Raw genomic sequence first — 20382 nt, 5'->3', positions numbered from 1 at the left:
CAGCACCGTCCAGCTCGGCACCGGAGGGCGCGCCGGTGCGCCGGATGGAGGCGGGGCGTCATGTGCGGTCTGAGCGGGGAGGTCCGCTTCGACGGGAGCTCGCCCGACCTGGCGGCCGTCGGACGCATGACGGAGCGGCTCGCCGACCGCGGACCCGACGGGCAGGGCACCTGGAGACGGGGCGCGGTGGCGTTGGGGCATCGCCGCCTGAAGATCATCGACCTGTCGGACAGCGGGTCCCAGCCGATGACGGACGCCCGGGGCGAGGTCACCGGCGTCTTCAACGGCTGCGTGTACAACTATCCGGAGCTGCGGGATGAGCTGCGCCGTCTCGGCCACCGCTTCACGTCGACGTCGGACACGGAGGTGGTGCTGAACGCCTACCGGCAGTGGGGGACCGCGTGCGTGGAGCGTTTCCGGGGCATGTTCGCCTTCGCGATCGTCGAGCACCGCACCGGCCGCGTCGTCCTCGCCCGGGACCGGCTCGGGATCAAGCCCCTGTACCTGGCGCGGACGCCGGGCAGGCTCCGGTTCGCCTCCACGCTGCCCGCCCTGCTGGCCGCCGGAGACGTGGACACCTCGCTCGATCCGGTGGCCCTGCACCAGTACCTGAGCTGGCACGCCACGGTCGCGGCCCCGCGCACCGTCCTCAACGGGGTGCGCAAGCTGCCCCCGGCCACCGTGCGGGTCGTCGAACCGGACGGCACCTACCGGGACCACTGCTACTGGCAGCCGTCGTACACGCGCCGGCCCGAGTACGCCGACATGACAGCGGCCGAATGGCGGGACGCGGTGCTGGACGCGCTGCGCGTGGCCGTGCGCCGGCGGACGGTGGCCGACGTGCCGGTCGGTGTCCTGCTCTCCGGCGGCCTCGACTCCAGCCTCATCGTCGCGCTGCTGGCCGACGAGGGGCAGCGCGACCTGATGACGTTCAGCGTCGGGTTCGAGACGGAGGGCGGCGAGGAGGGCGACGAGTTCCGCTACTCCGATCTGGTGGCCCGGGAGTTCGGCACCGACCACCGCCGGCTGATGGTTCCCTCCGAGCGGGTGTCGACGGCTCTGGACGGGGCGTTCGCGGCGATGAGCGAGCCGATGACCAGCCATGACGTGGTCGCCTTCCACCTGCTGTCCGAGCAGGTGTCCAAAGAGGTGAAGGTCGTGCAGAGCGGGCAGGGCGCCGACGAGGTCTTCGCCGGCTACCACTGGTACCCGCAGCTGGCGTCGGTCCCCCGCGAGGACGAGCCGGAGCAGTACGCCGCGACCTACTTCGACCGGTCGCACGCCGACCTCGCCCGGGTCCTGCGGCCCGGGATGCTGCCCCACGACGACGTCTCGGGGCGCTTCGTACGGGAGCACATGGCGCGGCCGGGGGCCGAGACGGCGCTGGACGCCGCCCTCCGGCTGGACACGCACGTCATGCTCGTCGACGACCCCGTCAAGCGGGTCGACAACATGACCATGGCCTGGGGCCTGGAGGCCCGGGTGCCGTTCCTGGACCACGAACTGGTCGAACTGGCGGCGGCCTGCCCGCCGGAACTCAAACTGGCCGACGGCGGCAAGGGGGTGCTGAAGGAGGCGGGCCGCAAGCTGCTGCCCCACGAGGTCGTCGACCGCCCCAAGGGGTACTTCCCCGTGCCGGCGATCCGGCACATGGCGGGTCCCGTCCTCCGGCGCGTGCGCGAGGCACTCCAGGCACCGGAGGCGAGGCGACGCGGCGTGTACCAGGAGGCGTACGTGGCGGAACTCCTCAAGGCGCCCGACGAGCACCGGACCAGGCGGGGCGCGAACGCGCTCTGGCAGATCGCTGTGCTGGAGATATGGCTTCAGACCCACGGAATCAAGTGACCGACGACCGGGGCGCGCGGCTGGCGCACCGACCGGCACCCGCCGTGATCCGCTCCGGACCACCGGGTCCGGCAGGTCCGGGCCCCGACCGGTCCCCGGACCGCCGTACCGGGGACCTCCTCGACGCCGCCCGTGCCGCCGCCCCCGCACCGGTGCCGCTGCCCGAGGCGGGCGGCCCGCGAGATGCGGTGACACGGCTGCGCGCGCACGGCTGCTGGTACCCCTCCGCGAACGCCGACGGCAGCGAGACCGCCTTCATCTGCGACCGGGGAGGCGTCCCCCAGCTGTGGGCCGGGCCCGTCGACGGGGACGAGGTGCGGCTGCTCGACTCCTCACCGGACCCGGTCAAGGAGGTGTCCTGGTCACCGGACGGGCGCTGGATCGCGTACACCACGGCGCCGGGCGGCGGCGAGCACACACGGGTGCTCTGCGTACGGCCCGACGGCACCGGCCGCCGCATCCTGGCGGGAGCCGACCCGGCCAGTTCCGCCTATCTGGGCTGCTGGGCCCACGACGGCTCGGCCGTCGCCGTCACCGTCGCGGCTCCGGCCGCCGCCGCGTACGGCGGCCTCGCCAGGCAGGCCCTGACGGACTCCGCTCCGGCGGACGACCGGCTCGCCGGGATGCGCCCGGCGGCCGACTGGGCGGACCGGGACGGCCACGCCACGCTCCTCGGCCCGGCCGCGTACGACGCCGCCTCGGGTGCGGCGCCGGACGGGACCCCGGCCGGCACTGCGGCACCGGCGGCCCGGCCCGACGGCGGCCTGTCGGTCTACCTGATCGATCCCGACGGCCTGGCCTCGCCCGTCCTGCTCACCACCGAGACCCACGCCGCCTCGCTGCGCGCGTGCGACCTCAGCCCTGACGGCGGCCTCGCGCTGCTGCGCCGGGGGCCGCGCGGACGGCGCGAGGCGGTCGTCCTGCGCACCGCCGACTCGGTGACCACCCTCGTCGTGCCGGTCGCCGACGGCGACCCGTGGATCGGCCGGTTCTCCCCGGACGCGCGGACACTGTGGCTGCGCAGCAACGACGACCGCGAGTACGCCGCACTCCTCGCGATCGCCCTCGACGCCGACGGCGGGCCGCACACGGTGTCGGTCGCGGCGGAGCGCGCGGAAAGCGACCTGGAACTCCTCGCGCTGGCCCACGACGGCCGCACCGCCGCGCTCGCCTGGAACGTGCGGGGCGCGAGCGAACTGGAACTCGTCGAGACCTTCCCGACGGAGCGGACCCCGGACGCCACGGGCCCGGCACGGCCGTTGCCCCTGCCCCACGAGGTCGTCACCCGCGTGACCGCCGCCGGTGCCGGGCGGCTGCTGCTCGCGCTGTCGGGGTCGCAGCGCCGTCCGGGCCTGTGGTGGGCCCACGAAGGCGTGTCGCTGCTGCGCACCCCGTGGTCCTCCCGGGACGAGGACGCCGTCCCGCCGGGCCGCCCACCGGTGCGCCCCGTCCCCGTGCGCCTGACCGCGCGGGACGGGCTGCCCCTGAGCGGCTGGTACTACCGGGCGCCGGGGCGCGCCCCCGACGAACCGGCACCCTGTGTGATCCACCTGCACGGAGGCCCGGAGGAACAGGAACGCCCGGTGTTCCACCCGCTCTACCACGAGCTGGTCGGGCGTGGCCTGGACGTCTTCGCACCCGACGTCCGGGGCTCCCTGGGGCACGGCCGCTCGTTCGTCGACGCCGACCTGGGCGCGGGTCGCTTCGCCGCCCTCGACGACGTCGCGGACTGCGCGGTCCACGCGGTCACCGCGGGCCCCGCCGATCCCACGAGGCTCGCCGTCATGGGCCGCTCGTACGGCGGCTATCTGACGTTCGCCTCCCTCGTGTGGCACCCGGACCTGTTCCGCACCGGAGTCGCCGTCTGCGGCATGTCCGACTTCCTCACCTTCTTCGCCGGTACGGAGCCGTGGATCGCGGAATCGGCGGCGCACAAGTACGGCCACCCGGAACGCGACCGCGAGCTGCTGCACGCCCTGTCACCGATGAGCCGCATCGACGCGCTGCGCGTACCGCTGCTGGCCGTCCACGGCGAACACGACACCAACGTGCCGCCGGGGGAGTCCCGGCAGTTCGTACGGGCCGCCCGGGAACGGGGCGTCCACGCGGAACTGCTGACCCTGCGCGACGAGGGGCACGACTTCCTGCGCGCGGACAACCGGCGTCTGTTCCGCCGCGCCGCGGCCGACTGGATGCAACGGCACCTCCACACGTGAACCCCCGGCTCACCAGGGGGGAGCGGGATCGCCTGAACGAGGCCGCGGCGGGCGCCGTATCCGAGGACGCGGGCCGCGAAGCCCCGCCCTCGTCCGCAGGACGGAAGGAGAACCAGGTGCCGACACCGCCCGACCCCGAACAGCCGCCGCCCGGACCGGTCCTGGAGCCCGTCCGGGTCGTACGCCTACGCCGCTTCGACGCCCTCGCGGAACTCATGCGGGAGATCCGGCCCGATCCGGTGACCCCCGAGGACGACACCCGGGAGCTCCCGCCCGTACCCGCCTCGCTGCCTCCCCCCTCGGGTGCCCCGGGCCCGGGCGCGGGCCCGCGCCGGGCCGCCGTGGCCGCGGCCGTCGTGGCGGCGGCCCTCGTCGGCTTCGGCTGCGCCCTGCTCCTGCCCGGCCGTCAGCAGGCCGCCGCGACCGCCCGCCCGACCCCGCCGGTCACGACCGCACCGCCCGCCACCGCGCCGGGCGGCCCGCCGGCCCCCACCACGCCGGCCGGACCCGCGGCCCCCGCCACCGCGCCCGACCCCGACGGCCCCGGCACCCTCCGCCAGGGCGACACCGGGCCCGAGGTCGCCGACCTGCAACAACGCCTGCTGCGCGTCCCGGACGTCTACCGCGACGGCTCCACCAGCGGCACCTACGACACCACCCTCACCGAGGCCGTGGCCCGCTTCCAGCTCTGGTACGGCGTCAGCGGCGACGAGACGGGTGTGTACGGGAACGACACGCGCCGCGCGCTGGAGTCCCGCACCGGCGTCGGCGACGATTCATGAGCGGCACACCGGGCACACGGGGACCACCGCGCGGCCCGCGCGGGCCGGGGCACCGGGCGGCGGCGGACGGGAGCGGAGCGGCATGGCGGACGAGAGCGGCATGCGGGGCCGGCAGGCGCGACCGGACCTGGACGGCTTCTTCGACCGGCTGGACCCGGACATGTGCGTGGTGACCGCCGCGGCGAGCGGCAGGCGCGCCGGTTGCCTGGTCGGCTTCGCCTCGCAGTGCTCCATGCACCCGCCCCGGTTCGCCGTGTGGCTGTCCAAGGCCAACCGGACCTACCGGGTCGCCCGGGCCGCGCAGTTCCTCGCCGTCCATCTGCTCACCCGCGACCAGCGGGACCTGGCGGAACTCTTCGGTGGCGAGACGGGCGACGAGGTCGACAAGTTCGCGGGGCTCGCCTGGCGGGAGGGGCGGGGCGGCACCGCCGTCCTGGAGGACACGGCGGCCTGGTTCGTCGGTGCCATCCTCCAGCGCACCGACGGCGGCGACCACGTCGGCTTCGTGCTCGACCCCGTCGAGTGGGGCGAGGGCCGCGGCGGCCCCCTGCTGCGCCTGTCCGACGCCGTCACCATCGACGCCGGCCATCCCGTGGACTGAGCCCGCCCGGCCCGGACCGGTCCGGACGCGCGCCGTCAGCCGTCCGCGGCCTCCGCGGCGTCCTGCACGTCCTCCAGGGGCATCCGGATGTCGAGCACGCACACGTCGTCGCGCCGCTCGTCCGCCAGCATCGCCGCGAGCAGCGCGTCCAGGGACCCGGACTCGCCGCGGCCGTGGGCGCGCACCGCCTCGGCCAGCCGGGCGAAGCCCGCGTCCAGGCCCTCGCCTGGGCGTTCGACCAGGCCGTCGGTGTAGAGCAGCAGCCGGTCGCCGGGTTCCAGGCGCAGCTCCCGCGACTCGTAGGCGGGGGCGGCCGTCGCGCCGAGCAGCATGCCGCCGGGCCGGTCGAGGAAGCGGACCTCGCCCCGGCGCACCAGCAGCGGCGGCGGGTGCCCCGCCTGCGCCCAGGCGAGGACGTGCTGGTCGGGGTCGTAGCGGGCGAGGACCATGGTGGCGCTGATCTGGCTGTCGCGGGAGTGCAGCAGGAGCTGGTTGAGCCGCGCCAGCGCCCCGGTGAGCGAGGAGCCGGTGCTGACCATGCCCTTCGCGGTGAACCTGAGCTGGGCCATGGTGGCCACCGCGTCGATGCCGTGGCCCGCCACGTCGCCGACCACGAACAGCGCGTCGTAGTCGGGCAGTTCGATGGCGCTGAACCAGTCCCCGCCGACGTGGATGCCGGCCTGCGCGGGCAGGTAGGCGACCTCGACGCGCAGCCCGGCCAGCCGCACCGGTTTGCTGGGCAGCGGCAGCAGGGCGTGCTGGAGCCGGGTCGCCAGGGCCCGTTCGGCCTGGAGGATGCCGCGCTGGAGCAGCATCGCGCGCTCGCTCTCGACCAGCGCGAGTTCCGCGCTGCGCTGCGCGGTGAGGTCCTGGACGAAGCCGTGCACCTCGACCGGGGTGCCGTCGGGCGTGGTGGCGGCCTCGGCGACCATCCGCAGATGCCGGACCCCCTCGGGCGTCTCGATGCGGAACGGGACGTCGAAGGGGTGGCCGCGGGAGACGAGTTCGGCGATCGCGTGGGCCAGCGGCCCGGTGTCGTCGGGCAGTACCAGGTCGGGCAGCTCCTCCAGGCGGACCGGCCGCTGCCCGGGGCGCAGGCCGAGCACGGCGTACGTCTGCGTGGCCCAGGAGGTCTCCTGGGTGATCAGGTTCCAGTTCGCCCAGCCGAGGTTGCCGAGCCGCTGCACGTCGGCCAGGCGCTGCTCCTGGCGCTCCACCGGGTCGTGCCGCAGCCAGGTCACCACCAGGCGCTCGCCCAGCGGAGCGGCCCGCACCGTGTAGGTGGCGGTCACGGGCACCTCGCCGACCACGTCCTGGTAGGCGAACGGCTCGCCCTCGAAGGGGACTCCCGTCTCCAGGGCCTGGAGGTAGCCGCGCCACAGCGGTTCGCCCGCGACCGACGGATAGCTCTCCAGGACACGCCTGCCGACCATGTCGCGGCCGGTGCGGCCGAACACGTCGACCGCCCCCGCGGTGGCGGCGTCGATGAGGTAGTCCTCCACCTCGCCGGAGGGGGCGCGCAGCGGGGTCAGCAGGATCGTCGCGCCCGGCAGCGCGTCGAACACCGCCTGCACGGTCTGGGAGATGTCCCCGGACGCGCCGCCGCGCGGGTCGTCGAAGGCCCGCAGCCGGCCCGCGCACAGCCGGGCCACGGCCCGCAGCAGCTCCCGCTCGCGCCGTGTGAACGGCTCGCGGCGCCGGCGGAGCACCCCGAGGGCGACGCACGCGGTGTCCCCGGCCGGCACGGGCAGCCAGGCCCGGGTGGGCCACCGCTGCGGCGGATCGCCGATGAGCAGGTACCGGGTGCGGTCCAGGGCGGTGTCCTCCAGCCAGCACGGCTCCCCGGACTCCAGGGCTTCCAGCGCGGCCACGCTGGTCACCGGGGGGAGCCGGCGCCACTGGCCGGCGAGGGTGGGGTCGACGCCGGCGTACCCGATCAGTGCGAGTCCGCCCTCGGGCGGCCGCTCGTACAGCATCACGGCGTCGGCGCCCACCGCGGACGCGAGGTGGTCCAGCAGGCATCCGGCCAGCTCGTGCGGCGAGCCGACCCGGAGCAGGTCGCGGCCGATGTGCGCCAGGGCGCCGGTCAGGTCCGTGGAGCCGGCGGGCACGCTCTCCCAGGAGCGGACGGCGGTGGCCGGGGCCGGAGGCGTCGCGGCCTGCTGCCGGGGCGGCAGGGCGCCCAGGGTGAGCCAGCACTGTTCGAGGAGGGTGCGGTTGCCGTCCTTGGCGCGCCGGACCAGCTCCTGGTGGGCGGCGTCCGGGGTACAGGAAGTGACGGCCATCAGCACGCCCTTGGCCCGCTCCAGGACCGCGGAGGTGGCGGCCACGTCCCGCAGCCGTTCCAGTTCGGCGCGCTGCCGGGCCACGACCTTGGCCAGCGCCGCGAGGTCGGCGCCGGTTCCGCCGTCCACCGGAGGCAGGGGCTCGCTCGTCACGCGATGAGCATGGCACATCCGGGCCCGTTCGATCACTCGTCTGCCGGGTCGGGATTCACACGACCGGTGGACACGGTCGACGGCTCCGGAAGCGGTGGGGGAGGCACCTGGGCAGGGCAGGGCGAGGGAGCGGGGACGGAAGGGTGGGGGAGCGGCCTGACCAGGTCAGCGGACTGTGACGCGGGCGGCCAGCGCCTCGCTGACCACGCGGACGCTGCGCGCGATGTGCTGCAACTGCAACACCTCCGCCGCGTACAGCTTGATCGTGTGCTCGATCACCGATTCGGGCAGTCCGAGCACGGGCAGTTCGGCCCGCGCGGTCTGGAGGGCGGTCCGCGCGACCCGGATCTCCTGCTGCACCTGGATCTGCGCGTGCCGGGCCAGCAGGACCGGGTGCCGGATGAGCGCCGGGTAGCTGGCGTAGCGCGCGGGGATCAGCTCGCGCAGCCACTTGGCGGCCGAGCGCTCCCAGTCGTACGAACCCGGCGTCTTGACCTGACAGGGCCAGTCTGGGCTGATGCGCGTGCTGGTCAGGGGCATGTTCATCGCTTCCGGTGTGCGGCGTCGGAGGGTGGTCGACGGGTTCGGGGCGGCCCCGGTCTAGGGGATGACCGGGGCCGCCACGGGCGCGTCGCGCAGACGACGCGCCCCGGTCCACCCCGGGCGCCGACGTGGGTAGGGAACGGCGGCAGGGGGTGTCCGTAAGCGGGCCCCGGGCGCGGGGGACCGGCGCTGCGTGCGGTGGGGCGTGCGCATGGGCGGTCCGTCGGCTTTCTCGGGGCGGTGGGCGAGGGAGCCCGCCGAGCAGTATTTATATATGCCGATCGCTTTGCAAGACGTATGAAAACATTCATGCGCGATATGGGGGGAATCGTCCCCGTCCACGGCACGGATGACCGCAAGATCTTCACGGATGCCCGAAGGGTGAGATGCCTGAAGCGGGTGAGAGGACCGAAGCGGGTGAGAGGACCGGCCGTACCGGCCCCCGGTTCAGTCCCTGAGGAAGAACTGGTGCTGCTCGGAGAGCTGCTCGTACTTCTCCAGCCGGGCCTGGGTGCGCTCCGGATCGGCGTCGGTCATGGCCTGCAACAGCGCCGCGGCCAGCACCCCGGGCGCGGCGTAGGAGTCGAACACCAGCCGGGAACCGGTGCCGGTGGCGAAGGTGACGTCGGCCTCGTCGGCCAGCGGCCCGAGCGCCAGGTCCGTCACCAGGGCGACCTTCAGACCCGCGCCGCGCGCCACCCGGACGGCGTGCAGCGTCTCCTGGGAGTGCCGGGGCATGGCGAAGGCCAGCACCCAACTGCCGCCGGCCTCGCGCGACTGCAACAGCGCGTCGTAGGCCACGCTGCCGCCGCGGGTCACCAGCCGCACGTCCGGGTGGATACGGCGGGCCGCGTAGCCGAAGTACTCGGCGAGCGACACCGAGATCCGCAGGCCCAGCACGGTCAGCGGGGTGGAGCGGGACAACGCGCGGCCGACGTGGATCACCCGGTCGGGGTCGGCGAAGTCCCGCCGCAGGTTCTCCAGGTTCTCGATCTCGGCGTCCACGGCCGCCTGCAACTCGTTGGCCCGGTTCTCCTCACCGGGCCCGCCCGCGAGGCTGCTCAGCGCGATCGACTGGAGCTTCTCGCGCAGCGCCGGGTAGCCGCTGAAGCCGACGGCGGCGGCGAAGCGGGTGACGGAGGGCTGGCTGACCCCGACCCGGTCGGCGAGCTCGGTGATCGACAGGAACGCGGCCTCGGTGATGTGCTCGATCAGGTACTGGGCGATGCGCCGCTGTCCCGGCGACAGACGCGGGCCGTCGAAGAGCTCCCTCAGCCGGGAGGTCGGGGCGGCCTCGGCCGCGGGCACCGTCCTGCCCGACGTGATCGCTGATGCCTGTGCGCGTGCCTGCTGCGGCGAGGGCACCGGTCGGCCTCCTTTGTCTGCCACGAGGACTCAACATAGCTCACCGACCGTCATGACCAGGGGGTTGAGACGGCGGGCTCACCGCCGGTACAGGCCGATGGAATGGCCCACTTCGCCGACCGGCCGGCTGCTCGCCAGCAGCTTGGCGAGCCGGCCGCGCGCCTTGGCGGCGGCGGAGTCCGACACCACCAGCAGCCCGTGCACCCGCTCCGGCGGCACCGTGCGCGGATCCGCCGCCCGGATGCCGTAGGACGCCGGGACGCCGCTGCCCTTGTACACCAGCCACACCCGCTCGCCCGGGTACCGCTCCCGGAGCCGGTCGGCGAGCCGGCCCAGGTCCTGGCCCCAGTCCACGTTCGAGTCGTGCAGCAGCCGGTGGGTGTGCGCCGGACCGCCGAACGCCTCGTTGGCGTACGGCAGGTAGTACGGGAACGTCCGCAGCGAACTCACCGCCACCCACAGCACCAGGGCGCCGGCCAGGAGCCCGCGCCACCGCCACCGGAGGGCCGGTACGCAGGCCGCCGCCACCGCGAGGAACACCGGTACGCACAGCGCGTACCGGGTGCCGAAGTCCCGCGACCCCGTCATCGCCGCCGCGAGCAGCACCAGGGGCGGCACCAGCACATACGGAGCCGCCGGACGCAGCCGCCGTACCGCCACCACCGCGACGGCACCGGCCGCGCCCAGCGCCAGCAGCCCGAGCGGGGTCTTCACCAGCAGGGCGGCCGGCAGGTAGTACCAGAGCGAGCCGGTGTACAGGTGCCCGAACAGATACCCCTGCCAGGGCTGTCCCTCCAGCCCGAACTGCACCCGCATCCCCGCCCGGTACGCCGGCGGCACCGGCAGCAGCTCCACCAGCCGCGCCCGCGGCCCGTGCGCACCCGGCACCGGCCCGGCGGGTTCGAACCGCAACCGGGGGTCGACGACCAGGTACGCGGCCCACACCACGGCGAGGGCCACGACCGCGACGACGGCGGCGGCCACCAGCGCCGACACCACCGGACGCCGTGCCCCGGGCCAGGGCAGGGGCCACCGCCGCGCGGCCGGGGCGGAGCGGTGGGCGGCGAGGGCGGACACGGCCGCCAGCGCCATGAGCACCGGTACCGCGGGCAGGGCGCTCATCCTGGTCGCCGTGGCCGCGCCCAGCGCCGCCCCCGCGAGCGGCAGGTACCGGACGGGTCGGCGCCGGGCCCGCCAGGCCAGCCAGGCCGCGGTCAGGACGAACCCGGCCGCCGGCAGGTCCAGCGTGGCGAGCGAACCGTGCGCGATCACGTCGGGTGAGAACGCGTACAGGGCGAGCGCGACCAGGCCGCCCGCCGTACCCGTCAGGTCCCGGGCGAAGGCGAACACCACCAGCCCGGACAGCAGCGTGAGCGCGATCACCGGCAGCCGCGCCCACAGCATCAGCCGCCACGGATCGTTGCCCGACCCGTACAGCAGGTGCCGGCCCACCTGCCCCTGGTCGCCGGCGTACGACGGGTCGTAGTGCGGGTCCGCCGCCACCACCCCGGCCGCGATCAGCAGCTTCCCGAGCGGCGGATGCTCGGGGTTGTACCGCAGCCGGTGCTCGCGCACATAGTCGGTGGCCGTGGCGACGTACACCGGCTCGTCGATGGTGGGGGTCTGCTGCACCGCCGTGGTGACCATCGCCGCGGCCATCTGCCCGAGGAGCAGGACGACCAGGACCGGCGGCAGCCACCGCCGGTGCCGGCGCAGCCGGGCCCACCGCCCCGACGGGCCCTGCCGTACCGGGACCGCGGCGGGAGCGGCGGGGGTGAGGACCGGGTTCTGTTCGCGCGTCATCATCCGTCCCGCGGCGGAAGGGGCCGTGCGGGGGCGGGCGGGCTCGGGGGCCTGATCACCGCCCTACCGTCGCACCGCCGCCGCCCCCGCGGCCGTCACCGCCGCACGAGTCGCACCGGCAGACCTTCTGCCGTGTACACGGGTACGGCCCGCGGCCCGCCGCAGTTCACCTCGATCGGCTTGAACCGCCCGGCCGGCCGGGGCGCGGCGAGGACCGGCGGGAGGGCCCAGGCTTCGGGCGTGTGTGCCGAGGGCGGACGCGCGGGCCGGGCCGACCTGACGAACGCGACCGGGTCACGGCCCCGCCGACCGTGGGCGGAGCGGTTCGCGGGAGCGGTACGCCGGCCGTCGGGGGAGCGGCGGTTCGCGGGGAAGGGCACGTCGGTGGTCGGGGGGCAGCGGTTCGCGGGGAGGTGCACGCCGGCCGGCGGCGGTACGTCAGTTCACGGACGCGGCACGCCGGCCGGTGGCGGCTCGTCAGCTCACGGGACGCAGCACACCGGCCGGCACCACCAGGTCCGCCCACTGCCGTGTCGTCGCGACCAGGTCGGCGTTGCGCTGGTCCGAGCCCAGCACCCAGGCCACGGCCGCCTCGTGCTCCTTGCCGAACTCCTCGTGCCGGGCGACCAGCCGGCGGATCCGCTCGTCCTCGGCGATCTCGCAGAACCACACCTCGTCCAGGCACGGCCGCACCCGCGCCCACGAACCCTCCCGCAGCAGCAGGTAGTTCCCCTCGGTCACCACCAGCCGGGCCCGCGGCGGCACCGGGATCGCGCCCGCGAGCGGCTGCTCCAGCACCCGTTCGAACCCCGGCGCGTACACCACCTCGTCGCTCTCCTCACGCAGCCGCCGCAGCAGCGCCGCGTACCCGGCCGCGTCGAAGGTGTCCGGCGCGCCCTTGCGGTCCCGGCGGCCCAGCCGGTCCAGCTCGGCGTCCGCGAGGTGGAAACCGTCCATCGGCACGTGCGCCGCCCACGGCGGGCCGTCGCCGTTCAGCGCGTCCACCAGCCGCTCGGCCAGCGTCGTCTTGCCCGAACCGGGGCTGCCCGCGATGCCGAGCAGGGCACGCCGGCCGTCCCGGGGCAGGGCGCGGGCACGGCCGAGGAGATCGTCGAAGGTCAGCGGCACACAGAGAGTGTGGCATCCCCCGTCCGCCAGGAGTGTGGCGTGCGCCACCCACTGGAGGGCCGCTTCGCGGGGAACAAGTGCGGATATGACTCAGCTCGGTCTGCCCGACACCATCCAGGCCTGTCTCTTCGACCTCGACGGGGTCGTCACCAAGACCGCCGTCGTGCACGCGGCGGCCTGGAAGGAGACGTTCGACGCCTTCCTGCGTGACTACGAGGGAGAACAGGGGCGGCCGTTCGACGCCGTCACCGACTACGACGAGTACGTCGACGGCCGCCCCCGCGCCGACGGCGTCCGCGCCTTCCTCGCCTCACGCGGCATCCACCTCCCCGAAGGCGGCCCGGACGACCCGCCGGACGCCCGCACCGTGCACGGCCTCGGCAACCGCAAGAACGACCTGCTGCTGGAGAAGATCCGCACCGGCGGGGTCGAGGCCTACGAGGGCACCCTGCGGTACCTGGAGGCGGTCCGCGCCGCGGGGCTGCGCACCGCGATCGTCTCCTCCAGCGCCAACTGCCGGGACGTGCTGCGCGCGGTCGGCGCCGAGCACTTCTTCGACGTACGGATCGACGGCGTGGTCGCGGCCGAGCGGAACCTGCCGGGCAAGCCGCACCCCGACACCTTCCTCGCCGCCGCCCGGGACCTCGGCGTCGAGGCGTCCCGCGCGGCCGTCTTCGAGGACGCGCTGGCCGGCATGGACGCCGGCCGCGCGGGCGGCTTCGGCCATGTCGTCGGCGTGGACCGGGTGGGCCAGGCCGACGCGCTGTACGCGCACGGCGCCGACATCGTCGTCAAGGACCTGGCCGAACTGGGAGGCAAGCAGTGATCACCGACCGCTCCTACGGCGTCGAACCGTGGACCGTCCGGGAGACCGCCCTCGACCTCGACGTCCTCGCCCAGAGCGAGTCGGTGTTCGCCCTGTCCAACGGGCACGTCGGCTGGCGCGGCAACCTGGACGAGGGCGAACCGCACGGCCTGCCCGGCAGCTACCTCAACGGCGTGCACGAGGTGCACCCGCTGCCGTACGCGGAGGCCGGCTACGGCTACCCGGAGTCCGGACAGACCGTCATCAACGTCACCAACGGCAAGATCATCCGGCTGCTGGTGGACGACGAGCCGTTCGACCTGCGCTACGGCCGGCTCGTCGCCCACGAACGCGTCCTGGACCTGCGCCGCGGGGTGCTGGAGCGGACCTGCGAGTGGACCTCCCCGGCCGGCTCCACGGTCCGGGTGCGCTCCACCCGGCTGGTCTCGCTGACCCAGCGCGCGGTGGCCGCCGTGGCGTACGAGGTGGAGGCCGTCGGCAGCCGCAGCCGGGTGGTGATCCAGTCCGAACTGGTCGCCAACGAGAGCCTGCCCGACCCCGACGGCGACCCGCGCGCGGCGAAGGCGCTGAAGTCCCCGCTGGAACAGGAGGACGGCTTCGCCTCCGGCAACCGGCTGCGGCTGGTGCACCGCACCCGGCGCAGCGGTCTCAGGGTCGCGGTGGCCGCCGACCACGTCGTCACCGGACCCGAACGCACCACGAGCCGCAGCGAGAGCGGCATCGACGTGGCCCGGCTGACCGTCACCTCCGTACTGGAACCCGGACAGACCCTGCGGATGGAGAAGCTGGTCGCCCACGGCTGGTCCGGCACCCGGTCGCTGCCCGCGATGGCCGACCAGGTCGACGCCGCGCTCGCCGCCGCCGGACACGACGGCTGGCAGGGCCTGCTCGACGACCAGCGGGCCTGTCTGGACGACTTCTGGGCCCGCGCCGACGTCGAGGTGGAGGGCGACGAGGAGATCCAGCAGGCCGTCCGGTTCGCGCTGTTCCACGTCCTCCAGGCCGGCGCCCGCGCCGAGCAGCGCGCCATCCCCGCCAAGGGACTCACCGGCTCCGGCTACGACGGGCACGCCTTCTGGGACACCGAGATGTTCGTGCTGCCGGTGCTCACCCACACCGCGCCCGCCGCCGTCGCCGAGGCCCTGCGCTGGCGGTACAACACCCTGGACGAGGCCCGCGAACGCGCGGCCCAACTCGGGCTCGCCGGCGCCGCGTTCCCCTGGCGGACCATCGCCGGCCCGGAGGGCTCCGCGTACTGGCCGGCCGGCACCGCCGCCTTCCACGTCAACGCCGGCATAGCCGACGCCGTCATCCGGTACGTGGAGGCCACCGGCGACACCGCCTTCGAGCGGGAGACCGGCGTCGAACTGCTGGTGGAGACGGCCCGGTTGTGGCGCTCGCTCGGCCACCACGACACCCACGGCGTCTTCCACCTCGACGGCGTCACCGGCCCCGACGAGTACAGCGCGGTCGCCGACGACAACACCTACACCAACCTGATGGCCCGCCGGAACCTGCGCGCCGCCGCCGACGCCGTCGAGCGCCACCCGGACCAGGCGCGGCGGCTCGGCGTGGACGAGGAGGAGAGCGCCGCCTGGCGGGACGCCGCCGACTCCATGCACATCCCCTACAACGCCGAACTCCGCGTCCACGAGCAGCACGCCGGCTTCACCCGCTACCAGCGCTGGGACTTCGAGGGCACCCGCCCCGACCAGTACCCGCTGCTGCTCCACTTCCCCTACTTCGACCTCTACCGCAAGCAGGTCGTCAAACAGGCCGACCTGGTGCTGGCCATGTACACCTGCGCCGACTACTTCGAGCAGGAGCGCGACGAGGAGCAGATCGCCCGGAACTTCGCCTACTACGAGCCGCTGACCGTCCGCGACTCCTCCCTGTCCGCCTGCTGCCAGGCCGTCATCGCCGCCCAGACCGGCCACCTGGACCTCGCCTACGCCTACACCGCCGAGGCCGCGCTGATGGACCTCCAGGACCTGGAGCACAACACGCGGGACGGGCTGCACATCGCCTCCCTCGCCGGCACCTGGATGGCCCTGGTCGCCGGCTTCGGCGGCATGCGGCACGACGGCGACCGGCTGCGGTTCGCACCCCGCCTGCCCGAGCGGCTGCGCCGCATCGCCTTCACCATCCAGTTCCGCGGACGCCGGCTGCGGGTGGACATCGGCGCGGACAAGGTGACGTACGCGCTCCTGGACGGCCCGCCGCTGACGCTCCGCCACCACGGCGAGCCGCTCACGGTCGGCGCCGACGACCCGGCCGTCCGCGCGGTACCACCGGCACCGCGACGCCCCACCCCCCAACAGCCGGTGCACCGGGGGCCGGGCGGTGGGGAAGGCGGCGCGTTCGGGGGGTGAGCGGCTGCCGACCGCGGCTGAACGGGGCGAGGAGGGCACCGGGTGCGGGGGCGTGGGCCGACGCCTGACGCATGCCGCGGGCCGGGCGGGTTCCGGACGGTGGCGGGAGCTGGTGGGGCTCGGGCTCTGTGCCGGGCGGCTGCTGAGTGTCGCCGGGTGTCGGCAGCATGCTGAGCGGTGCCGCTCGTGCGCGGAGCGGCGCCGCGCCCGGCTCGCGTTCCTCAGTCGAGCGCCCCGGACAGCAGGTGCAGCAGGTCGCCGGTCGCGTCCGCGGCGAGCAGGGCCGGGAGGGTGCCGAGCGCGAGGACGGCAAGGGCCGCGGACCACAGACGCGGCGGCGGGTTCGTCTGGAGGGCCGCGATCCGGCGGGTGACGGCCCGGTCGGTGAAGTGGAGGGCGCAGCCCACGCGCGCCCGGCCCGCGCTGAGCGCGGCCCGGGCCAGCGCCCGCGCGGTCACCCGCCGGTCCCCGACGACGGCCGCCGCCCGCTCGTCGGCCCACCGCTCCACGAGGAAGGCGACCGCCGCACGCACCGGTTCCAGCAGCGGATCGGCCGCCGCCGCGAGCGTGACCGCCGACACCAACAGCCCGTGCCGGTGCGTGAGATGGGCCCGTTCGTGGGCGAGGAGCACCCTCCGCTCCGCGGGGCCCAGCGCGTTCAGCATCGCGGAGGTCACCAGGATCCGCCCCGGCCGCCCCGGGATCGCGAACGCCCGCGGCACCTCCGAGGCGGCGACGATCAGCTCGGTGTCCGCCGGCTGTCCCGCGCCGAGCCGCCGTAGCGCGCGCTGCGTGCGCCGCTCGGCGCGCACGGCCCGGTGGACGCGCACGGCGACGGCCGCCAGTGCCAGACAGGCGGCGAGCCCGATCACCGTGGGCACCGGGTCGGTCAGCGGGTGCCCGTCCTCGCGGGCCTCGCGGATCACCGGCGGCGTGTCCCCGAGCAGCGCGGTGGTCAGCAGCAGGAGCGACCAGGTGGTGGCCGCCGCCGTCAGCACCGCGGCCGAGGCCAGCACGCGCGCGGCGAGCGCCGGCGCGGCCCGGCGGGCCAGCACGGGAGCGACGGCCGACAGCAGCAGGGACAGCGCCAGCGGGGCGTACACGTCGAACGTCATGCGCCGCACCTCATGAGCCCGGCCTCACGCGCCGTCTCCGGCGAGCAGCTCGCGCAGCGCCCGCTCCTCCTCGGAGCTGAGCCCGGTCACGAACTGCTGGAGCGCCGCGATCGGGTCCGGCCCCCGGTCCAGGGCCTCGTGCATCGCCTCGGCGGTCAGTTCGGCCGCGTTCTTGGCCGGCCGGTACGCGCCGCGCCGCCCGTCGGCGTCCCGGAGCACCAGCCCTTTGTCGTACAGCCGTTTGAGGATCGTATGGACCGTGTTGTACGCGAGCCCGCCACCGATCTCGTGCTGGATCTCCGCCGGGGTCAGCGGCCGCTCGGTGGCCCAGAGGGCGGCCAACACCTCGCTCTCCAGCTCCCCGGCGCTGCGCCGCTCCGCTCTGCCGCGGGACCTTGTGCCAGCCATGCCCCAACCTTACAGCGCGTAGGGCCGTCGGCCGGATGGCCCTGCCTGCGGGCACGGTCAGGCAATTCACGTTAGTTTGTCCGTGTTTTCCCCTACTCCCGTCTCCGGCCCTACGGGTCGTAGGGTGACCGTGGGCCCTACGGGCTGTAGGGGACGGGGACGGAGGGGTGGTCATGGCCGGCAGCGCGCACGCGGCAGTCGACACGGCGAACCGCGAGCACGCGCGCCGCGCGTCCGCCGGCTCCGGGCACGCCGTCTGGCCGACGGCGGTCGTCGCCGCGGCCTTCAGCCTGGCCCAACTGGTCCTCGTGCGCCCCGGTCTGGGCCTCGGCTGGGACGAGACGGTGTACGTCAGCCAGGTCAGCGGACACGCTCCCGCCTCCTTCTTCAGCGCCCCTCGCGCCCGGGGCGTCTCCCTGCTGGTCGCCCCCGTGGCGGCGTGGTCGTCGTCCACGGCCCTGTTGCGGATCTACCTCGCCCTCCTCTCCGGCCTCGCCCTGTTCCTGGCCCTGCGCGCCTGGCGGGGACTGTTCCCCGTCCGGGTCCTCGCCTTCGGCGGCGCCCTGTTCGCCTCCCTCTGGGTGACCCTGTTCTACGGCCCGCAGGCCATGCCCAACTACTGGGTCGCCGTCGCCGCCCTGACCGCCGTCGCCTGCTGCCTGCGCGCCCCCACCGACCGGGGCGCCCTGTGGGGCCTGGCGGGCAGCGCGGCGGTCATGGCGTGGATGCGGCCGGTGGACGCGGTCTGGGCGACGGTGCCGCTGCTCGCCCTCGGCCTGGCACGCCGCCACCGGCGGGCCCTGCTCGTCCTGCTCGCCGGGCTCGCCGCCGGCGCCGCAGAGTGGGTGATCGAGGCGTACGCGAGCTACGGCGGTCTGGCGCGCCGGCTGTCCGACGGCTCGGCGATCCAGGGCGGCCTGGGCTGGCACTTCGCCGTCGTGGACCAACTGCGCGGCCTGGGCGGGCGCACGCTGTGCCGGCCGTGCACCGGCGCCCTGCCGCATCCGCTGGTCACGCTCTGGTGGTTCGCGCTGCCCGTGCTGGCCGTCCTCGCGCTGGTCGTCGCCCGGCGCGGACGGCGCCGGGCGGCCACGGTGCTGCCGCTCGCCTGCGCGGCGACCGCCGCGTTCCCCTACCTGTTCCTGATCGGCTACGCGGCACCCCGCTTCCTGCTCCCCGCCTACGCCCTCCTCGCGATCCCGGTCGCCGACGCACTGGCACACCTGACGGCGAGGTCGCGCCCCCCGGCCCAGCGCTCGGCTTCACGCCTGCCGTCACGTCCGGCCCGGCGCTTGCCGGCGCGCCCCGGCCGGCGTTCCGCCGCGCACCCGAGCGCACACCCGTCCCACGGCTCGACCCCGCCCTCGGCCCCTGCCACGGCCGACCGCCCGACCGTGGACCCCGTCCCGGACTCGCCCCCGGCCGACGTTCCGACCCGGGACCCGGCCCCTGATCCAGCCCCCTGCCCGGCCCCGCACCGATCCCCGTGTCCGACCCCACCCCCGGGCCAGCTCCCCCCACCCCACCCGGCCCGGCGCCCGCTGGCCCTCGTGCTGGTCTGTGCCTGTCTCGCCGTCCACCTCGCCGTGCAACTCGTCGTCCTCCTGCACGTGGTCGGCGCCGCCACCGCCGCGCATGACGCCTGGGGGCGCACCGCGGCCGAGATGCGAAGCCGCGGGGTACGACCGCCCTGTCTGGTCACCGGGCACGAGGCCATCCCCGTCGCCTTCGCCGCCGGCTGCGCCTCCGCCGCGACCTCCGGGCCCAACGCCAACACCACCGAGGACGGCATCACCCGGACCGCGCGGCGGACGCCGGTCGCCACGCTCGTGCCGGCCGGGTCCGCGCCGCCCCGGTACGCCCGCGACTGGCCGTCCGTACCCGTCGGCGCGGTCCGGCTCTACTACGTCGTACCGGGCGCCGCCTCATGACCTCCCCGGCCGGGCTGACCGCCTCCCTCGGCCGCCGGCGCGCCCGCTGGCAGGCCGGCGCCTGTCTCGCCGTACTGCTCGGCGCGCTGTACCTGGCCCACCGCCACTGGCCCGCGGTCGAGAGCGGCGCCGGGCGGCTGGCGGTCGCCGACCAGGGCTGGCTGCTGGTCGGGGCCGCCGCGGCCACGGGCACCTGGGCGGCCTCCGCCCTCGCCCAGCAGGGCGCCGTCGTAGCGCGGCTGCCCGGACCCCGCCTGGTCGCCGCACAGTTCGCCGCCTCCGCCGCCAACCACCTGCTGCCCGCGGGGCTCGGCGCGGGCGCGGTGAACCTGCGGTTCCTGACGCGCTGCGGGCTCCCGGCCGGCCGCTCGGCCGGCGCGCTCGCCGTCAAGGCCGGCGCGGGCGCCGCCGTCCGCCTGGCACTGATCGCGCTGCTCGCCCCGGCCTGCCCCGGGCTGCTGCGCCTCCCGCACGTCTCCCCGACGGCGGTCGCCGTCGCCCTGGGTGTCGTCGCCCTCGCGGCGGCCCCGCTCGCCACCCCCTGGTGGCCGCGCTGCCGGCGAGCGCTCGCCGGCGTGGTGGCCGACATCCGCGCGCTGCACGCCTGCCCGGCCCGCGCCGCGGCCCTGTGGGGCGGCTCCCTGGCCTTCGCCGGACTGCACGCGCTGGTCCTGATCGCCGTCACCCGGGCCGTCGATCTGCCGCTCGCGCCGCTCCAGGTGGCCCTGCTGTACCTCGCGGCGAGCAGCGCCGCCGCCCTGCTGCCCTCCCCGGGCGGCCTCGGCTCGCTGGACGCCGCCCTCGCCCTCGCCCTCACCGCCGCCGGCACCCCGACAGCCGCCGCCGCGTCCGCCGTCCTCGGCTACCGGCTGCTGACCGTGTGGCTGCCGCTGCTCCCCGGCCTGCTGGTGCTCGCGGTGCTGGTGCGCCGCAAGGCCCTGTGAGGACGGGGGAGTTTCCCGCGGGCCCGCTTCAGGTAGGAGTCGGGTACTGCCGTGTGACACAGGAG

At 75.4% G+C, this 20382-nt stretch carries 15 protein-coding genes; 8 read left to right on the top strand and 7 right to left on the bottom strand.

Translation table 11 applies throughout. The annotated features are described in order from the left end of the window. Nucleotides 1–60 precede the first annotated feature (60 nt). The 4 genes from AQJ11_RS08915 (at nucleotide 61) to AQJ11_RS08900 (ending at nucleotide 5444) form a co-directional block, all read left to right on the top strand. Complete coding sequence (locus AQJ11_RS08915) at nucleotides 61–1845, top strand: N-acetylglutaminylglutamine amidotransferase (RefSeq protein WP_059262499.1); 1785 nt, start codon at nucleotides 61–63, stop codon at nucleotides 1843–1845. Beyond that, nucleotides 1842–4061, top strand: coding sequence for a S9 family peptidase (locus tag AQJ11_RS08910; RefSeq protein ID WP_059262498.1), 2220 nt, complete (start codon nucleotides 1842–1844; stop codon nucleotides 4059–4061). Before AQJ11_RS08915 ends, AQJ11_RS08910 begins: the two co-directional genes overlap by 4 nt. Nucleotides 4062–4177: 116 nt before the next feature. After that, nucleotides 4178–4843: a peptidoglycan-binding protein gene (locus AQJ11_RS08905; protein ID WP_059262738.1), complete on the top strand. Its 666-nt coding sequence runs from the start codon at nucleotides 4178–4180 to the stop codon at nucleotides 4841–4843. 82 nt (nucleotides 4844–4925) lie between these two features. Continuing rightward, the gene (locus tag AQJ11_RS08900) at nucleotides 4926–5444 is read left to right on the top strand and encodes a flavin reductase family protein (protein ID WP_059262497.1); all 519 of its coding nucleotides are present in this window, start codon (nucleotides 4926–4928) and stop codon (nucleotides 5442–5444) included. A 35-nt stretch (nucleotides 5445–5479) separates the two neighbouring features. Here the strand turns inward: AQJ11_RS08900 and AQJ11_RS08895 are convergent, their stop codons facing one another. The 5 genes from AQJ11_RS08895 to AQJ11_RS08870 form a co-directional block, all read right to left on the bottom strand. Beyond that, nucleotides 5480–7900, bottom strand: a complete 2421-nt coding sequence (locus AQJ11_RS08895; protein WP_398780663.1) for a SpoIIE family protein phosphatase — start codon at nucleotides 7898–7900, stop codon at nucleotides 5480–5482. Between the two features lie 147 nt (nucleotides 7901–8047). Next, nucleotides 8048–8428, bottom strand: a complete 381-nt coding sequence (locus AQJ11_RS08890; RefSeq protein WP_014676734.1) for a hypothetical protein — start codon at nucleotides 8426–8428, stop codon at nucleotides 8048–8050. A 444-nt stretch (nucleotides 8429–8872) separates the two neighbouring features. Continuing rightward, on the bottom strand, nucleotides 8873–9790 hold the full coding sequence (locus AQJ11_RS08885) for a MurR/RpiR family transcriptional regulator (RefSeq protein ID WP_059262495.1): 918 nt from the start codon (nucleotides 9788–9790) through the stop codon (nucleotides 8873–8875). A gap of 78 nt (nucleotides 9791–9868) precedes the next feature. Next, nucleotides 9869–11596: a glycosyltransferase family 39 protein gene (locus AQJ11_RS08880; RefSeq protein ID WP_059262494.1), complete on the bottom strand. Its 1728-nt coding sequence runs from the start codon at nucleotides 11594–11596 to the stop codon at nucleotides 9869–9871. 474 nt (nucleotides 11597–12070) lie between these two features. Continuing rightward, nucleotides 12071–12721, bottom strand: a complete 651-nt coding sequence (locus AQJ11_RS08870) for a nucleoside/nucleotide kinase family protein (protein WP_058083241.1) — start codon at nucleotides 12719–12721, stop codon at nucleotides 12071–12073. An 85-nt stretch (nucleotides 12722–12806) separates the two neighbouring features. Between AQJ11_RS08870 and AQJ11_RS08865 the strand changes: the two genes are divergently transcribed. Both AQJ11_RS08865 and AQJ11_RS08860 read left to right on the top strand, forming a co-directional pair. Continuing rightward, nucleotides 12807–13547 carry an HAD family hydrolase gene (locus tag AQJ11_RS08865; RefSeq protein WP_059262492.1) on the top strand — a complete coding sequence of 247 codons (741 nt, stop codon included), beginning with the start codon at nucleotides 12807–12809 and terminating at the stop codon, nucleotides 13545–13547. Then, complete coding sequence (locus tag AQJ11_RS08860) at nucleotides 13544–15919, top strand: glycoside hydrolase family 65 protein (RefSeq protein ID WP_059262491.1); 2376 nt, start codon at nucleotides 13544–13546, stop codon at nucleotides 15917–15919. Before AQJ11_RS08865 ends, AQJ11_RS08860 begins: the two co-directional genes overlap by 4 nt. Before the next feature lie 221 nt (nucleotides 15920–16140). Here the strand turns inward: AQJ11_RS08860 and AQJ11_RS08855 are convergent, their stop codons facing one another. Beyond that, on the bottom strand, nucleotides 16141–17034 hold the full coding sequence (locus tag AQJ11_RS08855) for a M56 family metallopeptidase (RefSeq protein ID WP_059262490.1): 894 nt from the start codon (nucleotides 17032–17034) through the stop codon (nucleotides 16141–16143). A 24-nt stretch (nucleotides 17035–17058) separates the two neighbouring features. Next, nucleotides 17059–17442: a BlaI/MecI/CopY family transcriptional regulator gene (locus AQJ11_RS08850; protein WP_078611872.1), complete on the bottom strand. Its 384-nt coding sequence runs from the start codon at nucleotides 17440–17442 to the stop codon at nucleotides 17059–17061. Between the two features lie 173 nt (nucleotides 17443–17615). On the opposite strand from AQJ11_RS08850, the gene AQJ11_RS08845 reads away from it, so the two are divergent. Continuing rightward, on the top strand, nucleotides 17616–19373 hold the full coding sequence (locus AQJ11_RS08845) for a hypothetical protein (protein ID WP_059262489.1): 1758 nt from the start codon (nucleotides 17616–17618) through the stop codon (nucleotides 19371–19373). Beyond that, complete coding sequence (locus AQJ11_RS08840) at nucleotides 19370–20317, top strand: lysylphosphatidylglycerol synthase domain-containing protein (RefSeq protein WP_059262488.1); 948 nt, start codon at nucleotides 19370–19372, stop codon at nucleotides 20315–20317. Before AQJ11_RS08845 ends, AQJ11_RS08840 begins: the two co-directional genes overlap by 4 nt. The last annotated feature ends 65 nt before the right edge of the window (nucleotides 20318–20382 follow it).

Source organism: Streptomyces corchorusii, assembly GCF_001514055.1.
Taxonomy (GTDB): domain Bacteria; phylum Actinomycetota; class Actinomycetes; order Streptomycetales; family Streptomycetaceae; genus Streptomyces; species Streptomyces olivaceoviridis.
This window is presented reverse-complemented; position numbering and strand designations above follow the sequence as displayed.

What these genes read in the sequence shown, in the direction of transcription:
- AQJ11_RS08915 (WP_059262499.1), top strand. Translation starts at nt 61, where the DNA reads ATGTGCGGTCTGAGCGGGGAGGTCCGCTTCGACGGGAGCTCGCCCGAC.
- AQJ11_RS08900 (WP_059262497.1), top strand. Translation starts at nt 4,926, where the DNA reads ATGGCGGACGAGAGCGGCATGCGGGGCCGGCAGGCGCGACCGGACCTG.
- AQJ11_RS08895 (WP_398780663.1), bottom strand. Translation starts at nt 7,900, where the DNA reads ATGTGCCATGCTCATCGCGTGACGAGCGAGCCCCTGCCTCCGGTGGAC.
- AQJ11_RS08890 (WP_014676734.1), bottom strand. Translation starts at nt 8,428, where the DNA reads ATGAACATGCCCCTGACCAGCACGCGCATCAGCCCAGACTGGCCCTGT.
- AQJ11_RS08880 (WP_059262494.1), bottom strand. Translation starts at nt 11,596, where the DNA reads ATGATGACGCGCGAACAGAACCCGGTCCTCACCCCCGCCGCTCCCGCC.
- AQJ11_RS08865 (WP_059262492.1), top strand. Translation starts at nt 12,807, where the DNA reads ATGACTCAGCTCGGTCTGCCCGACACCATCCAGGCCTGTCTCTTCGAC.
- AQJ11_RS08855 (WP_059262490.1), bottom strand. Translation starts at nt 17,034, where the DNA reads ATGACGTTCGACGTGTACGCCCCGCTGGCGCTGTCCCTGCTGCTGTCG.
- AQJ11_RS08850 (WP_078611872.1), bottom strand. Translation starts at nt 17,442, where the DNA reads ATGGCTGGCACAAGGTCCCGCGGCAGAGCGGAGCGGCGCAGCGCCGGG.
- AQJ11_RS08845 (WP_059262489.1), top strand. Translation starts at nt 17,616, where the DNA reads ATGGCCGGCAGCGCGCACGCGGCAGTCGACACGGCGAACCGCGAGCAC.
- AQJ11_RS08840 (WP_059262488.1), top strand. Translation starts at nt 19,370, where the DNA reads ATGACCTCCCCGGCCGGGCTGACCGCCTCCCTCGGCCGCCGGCGCGCC.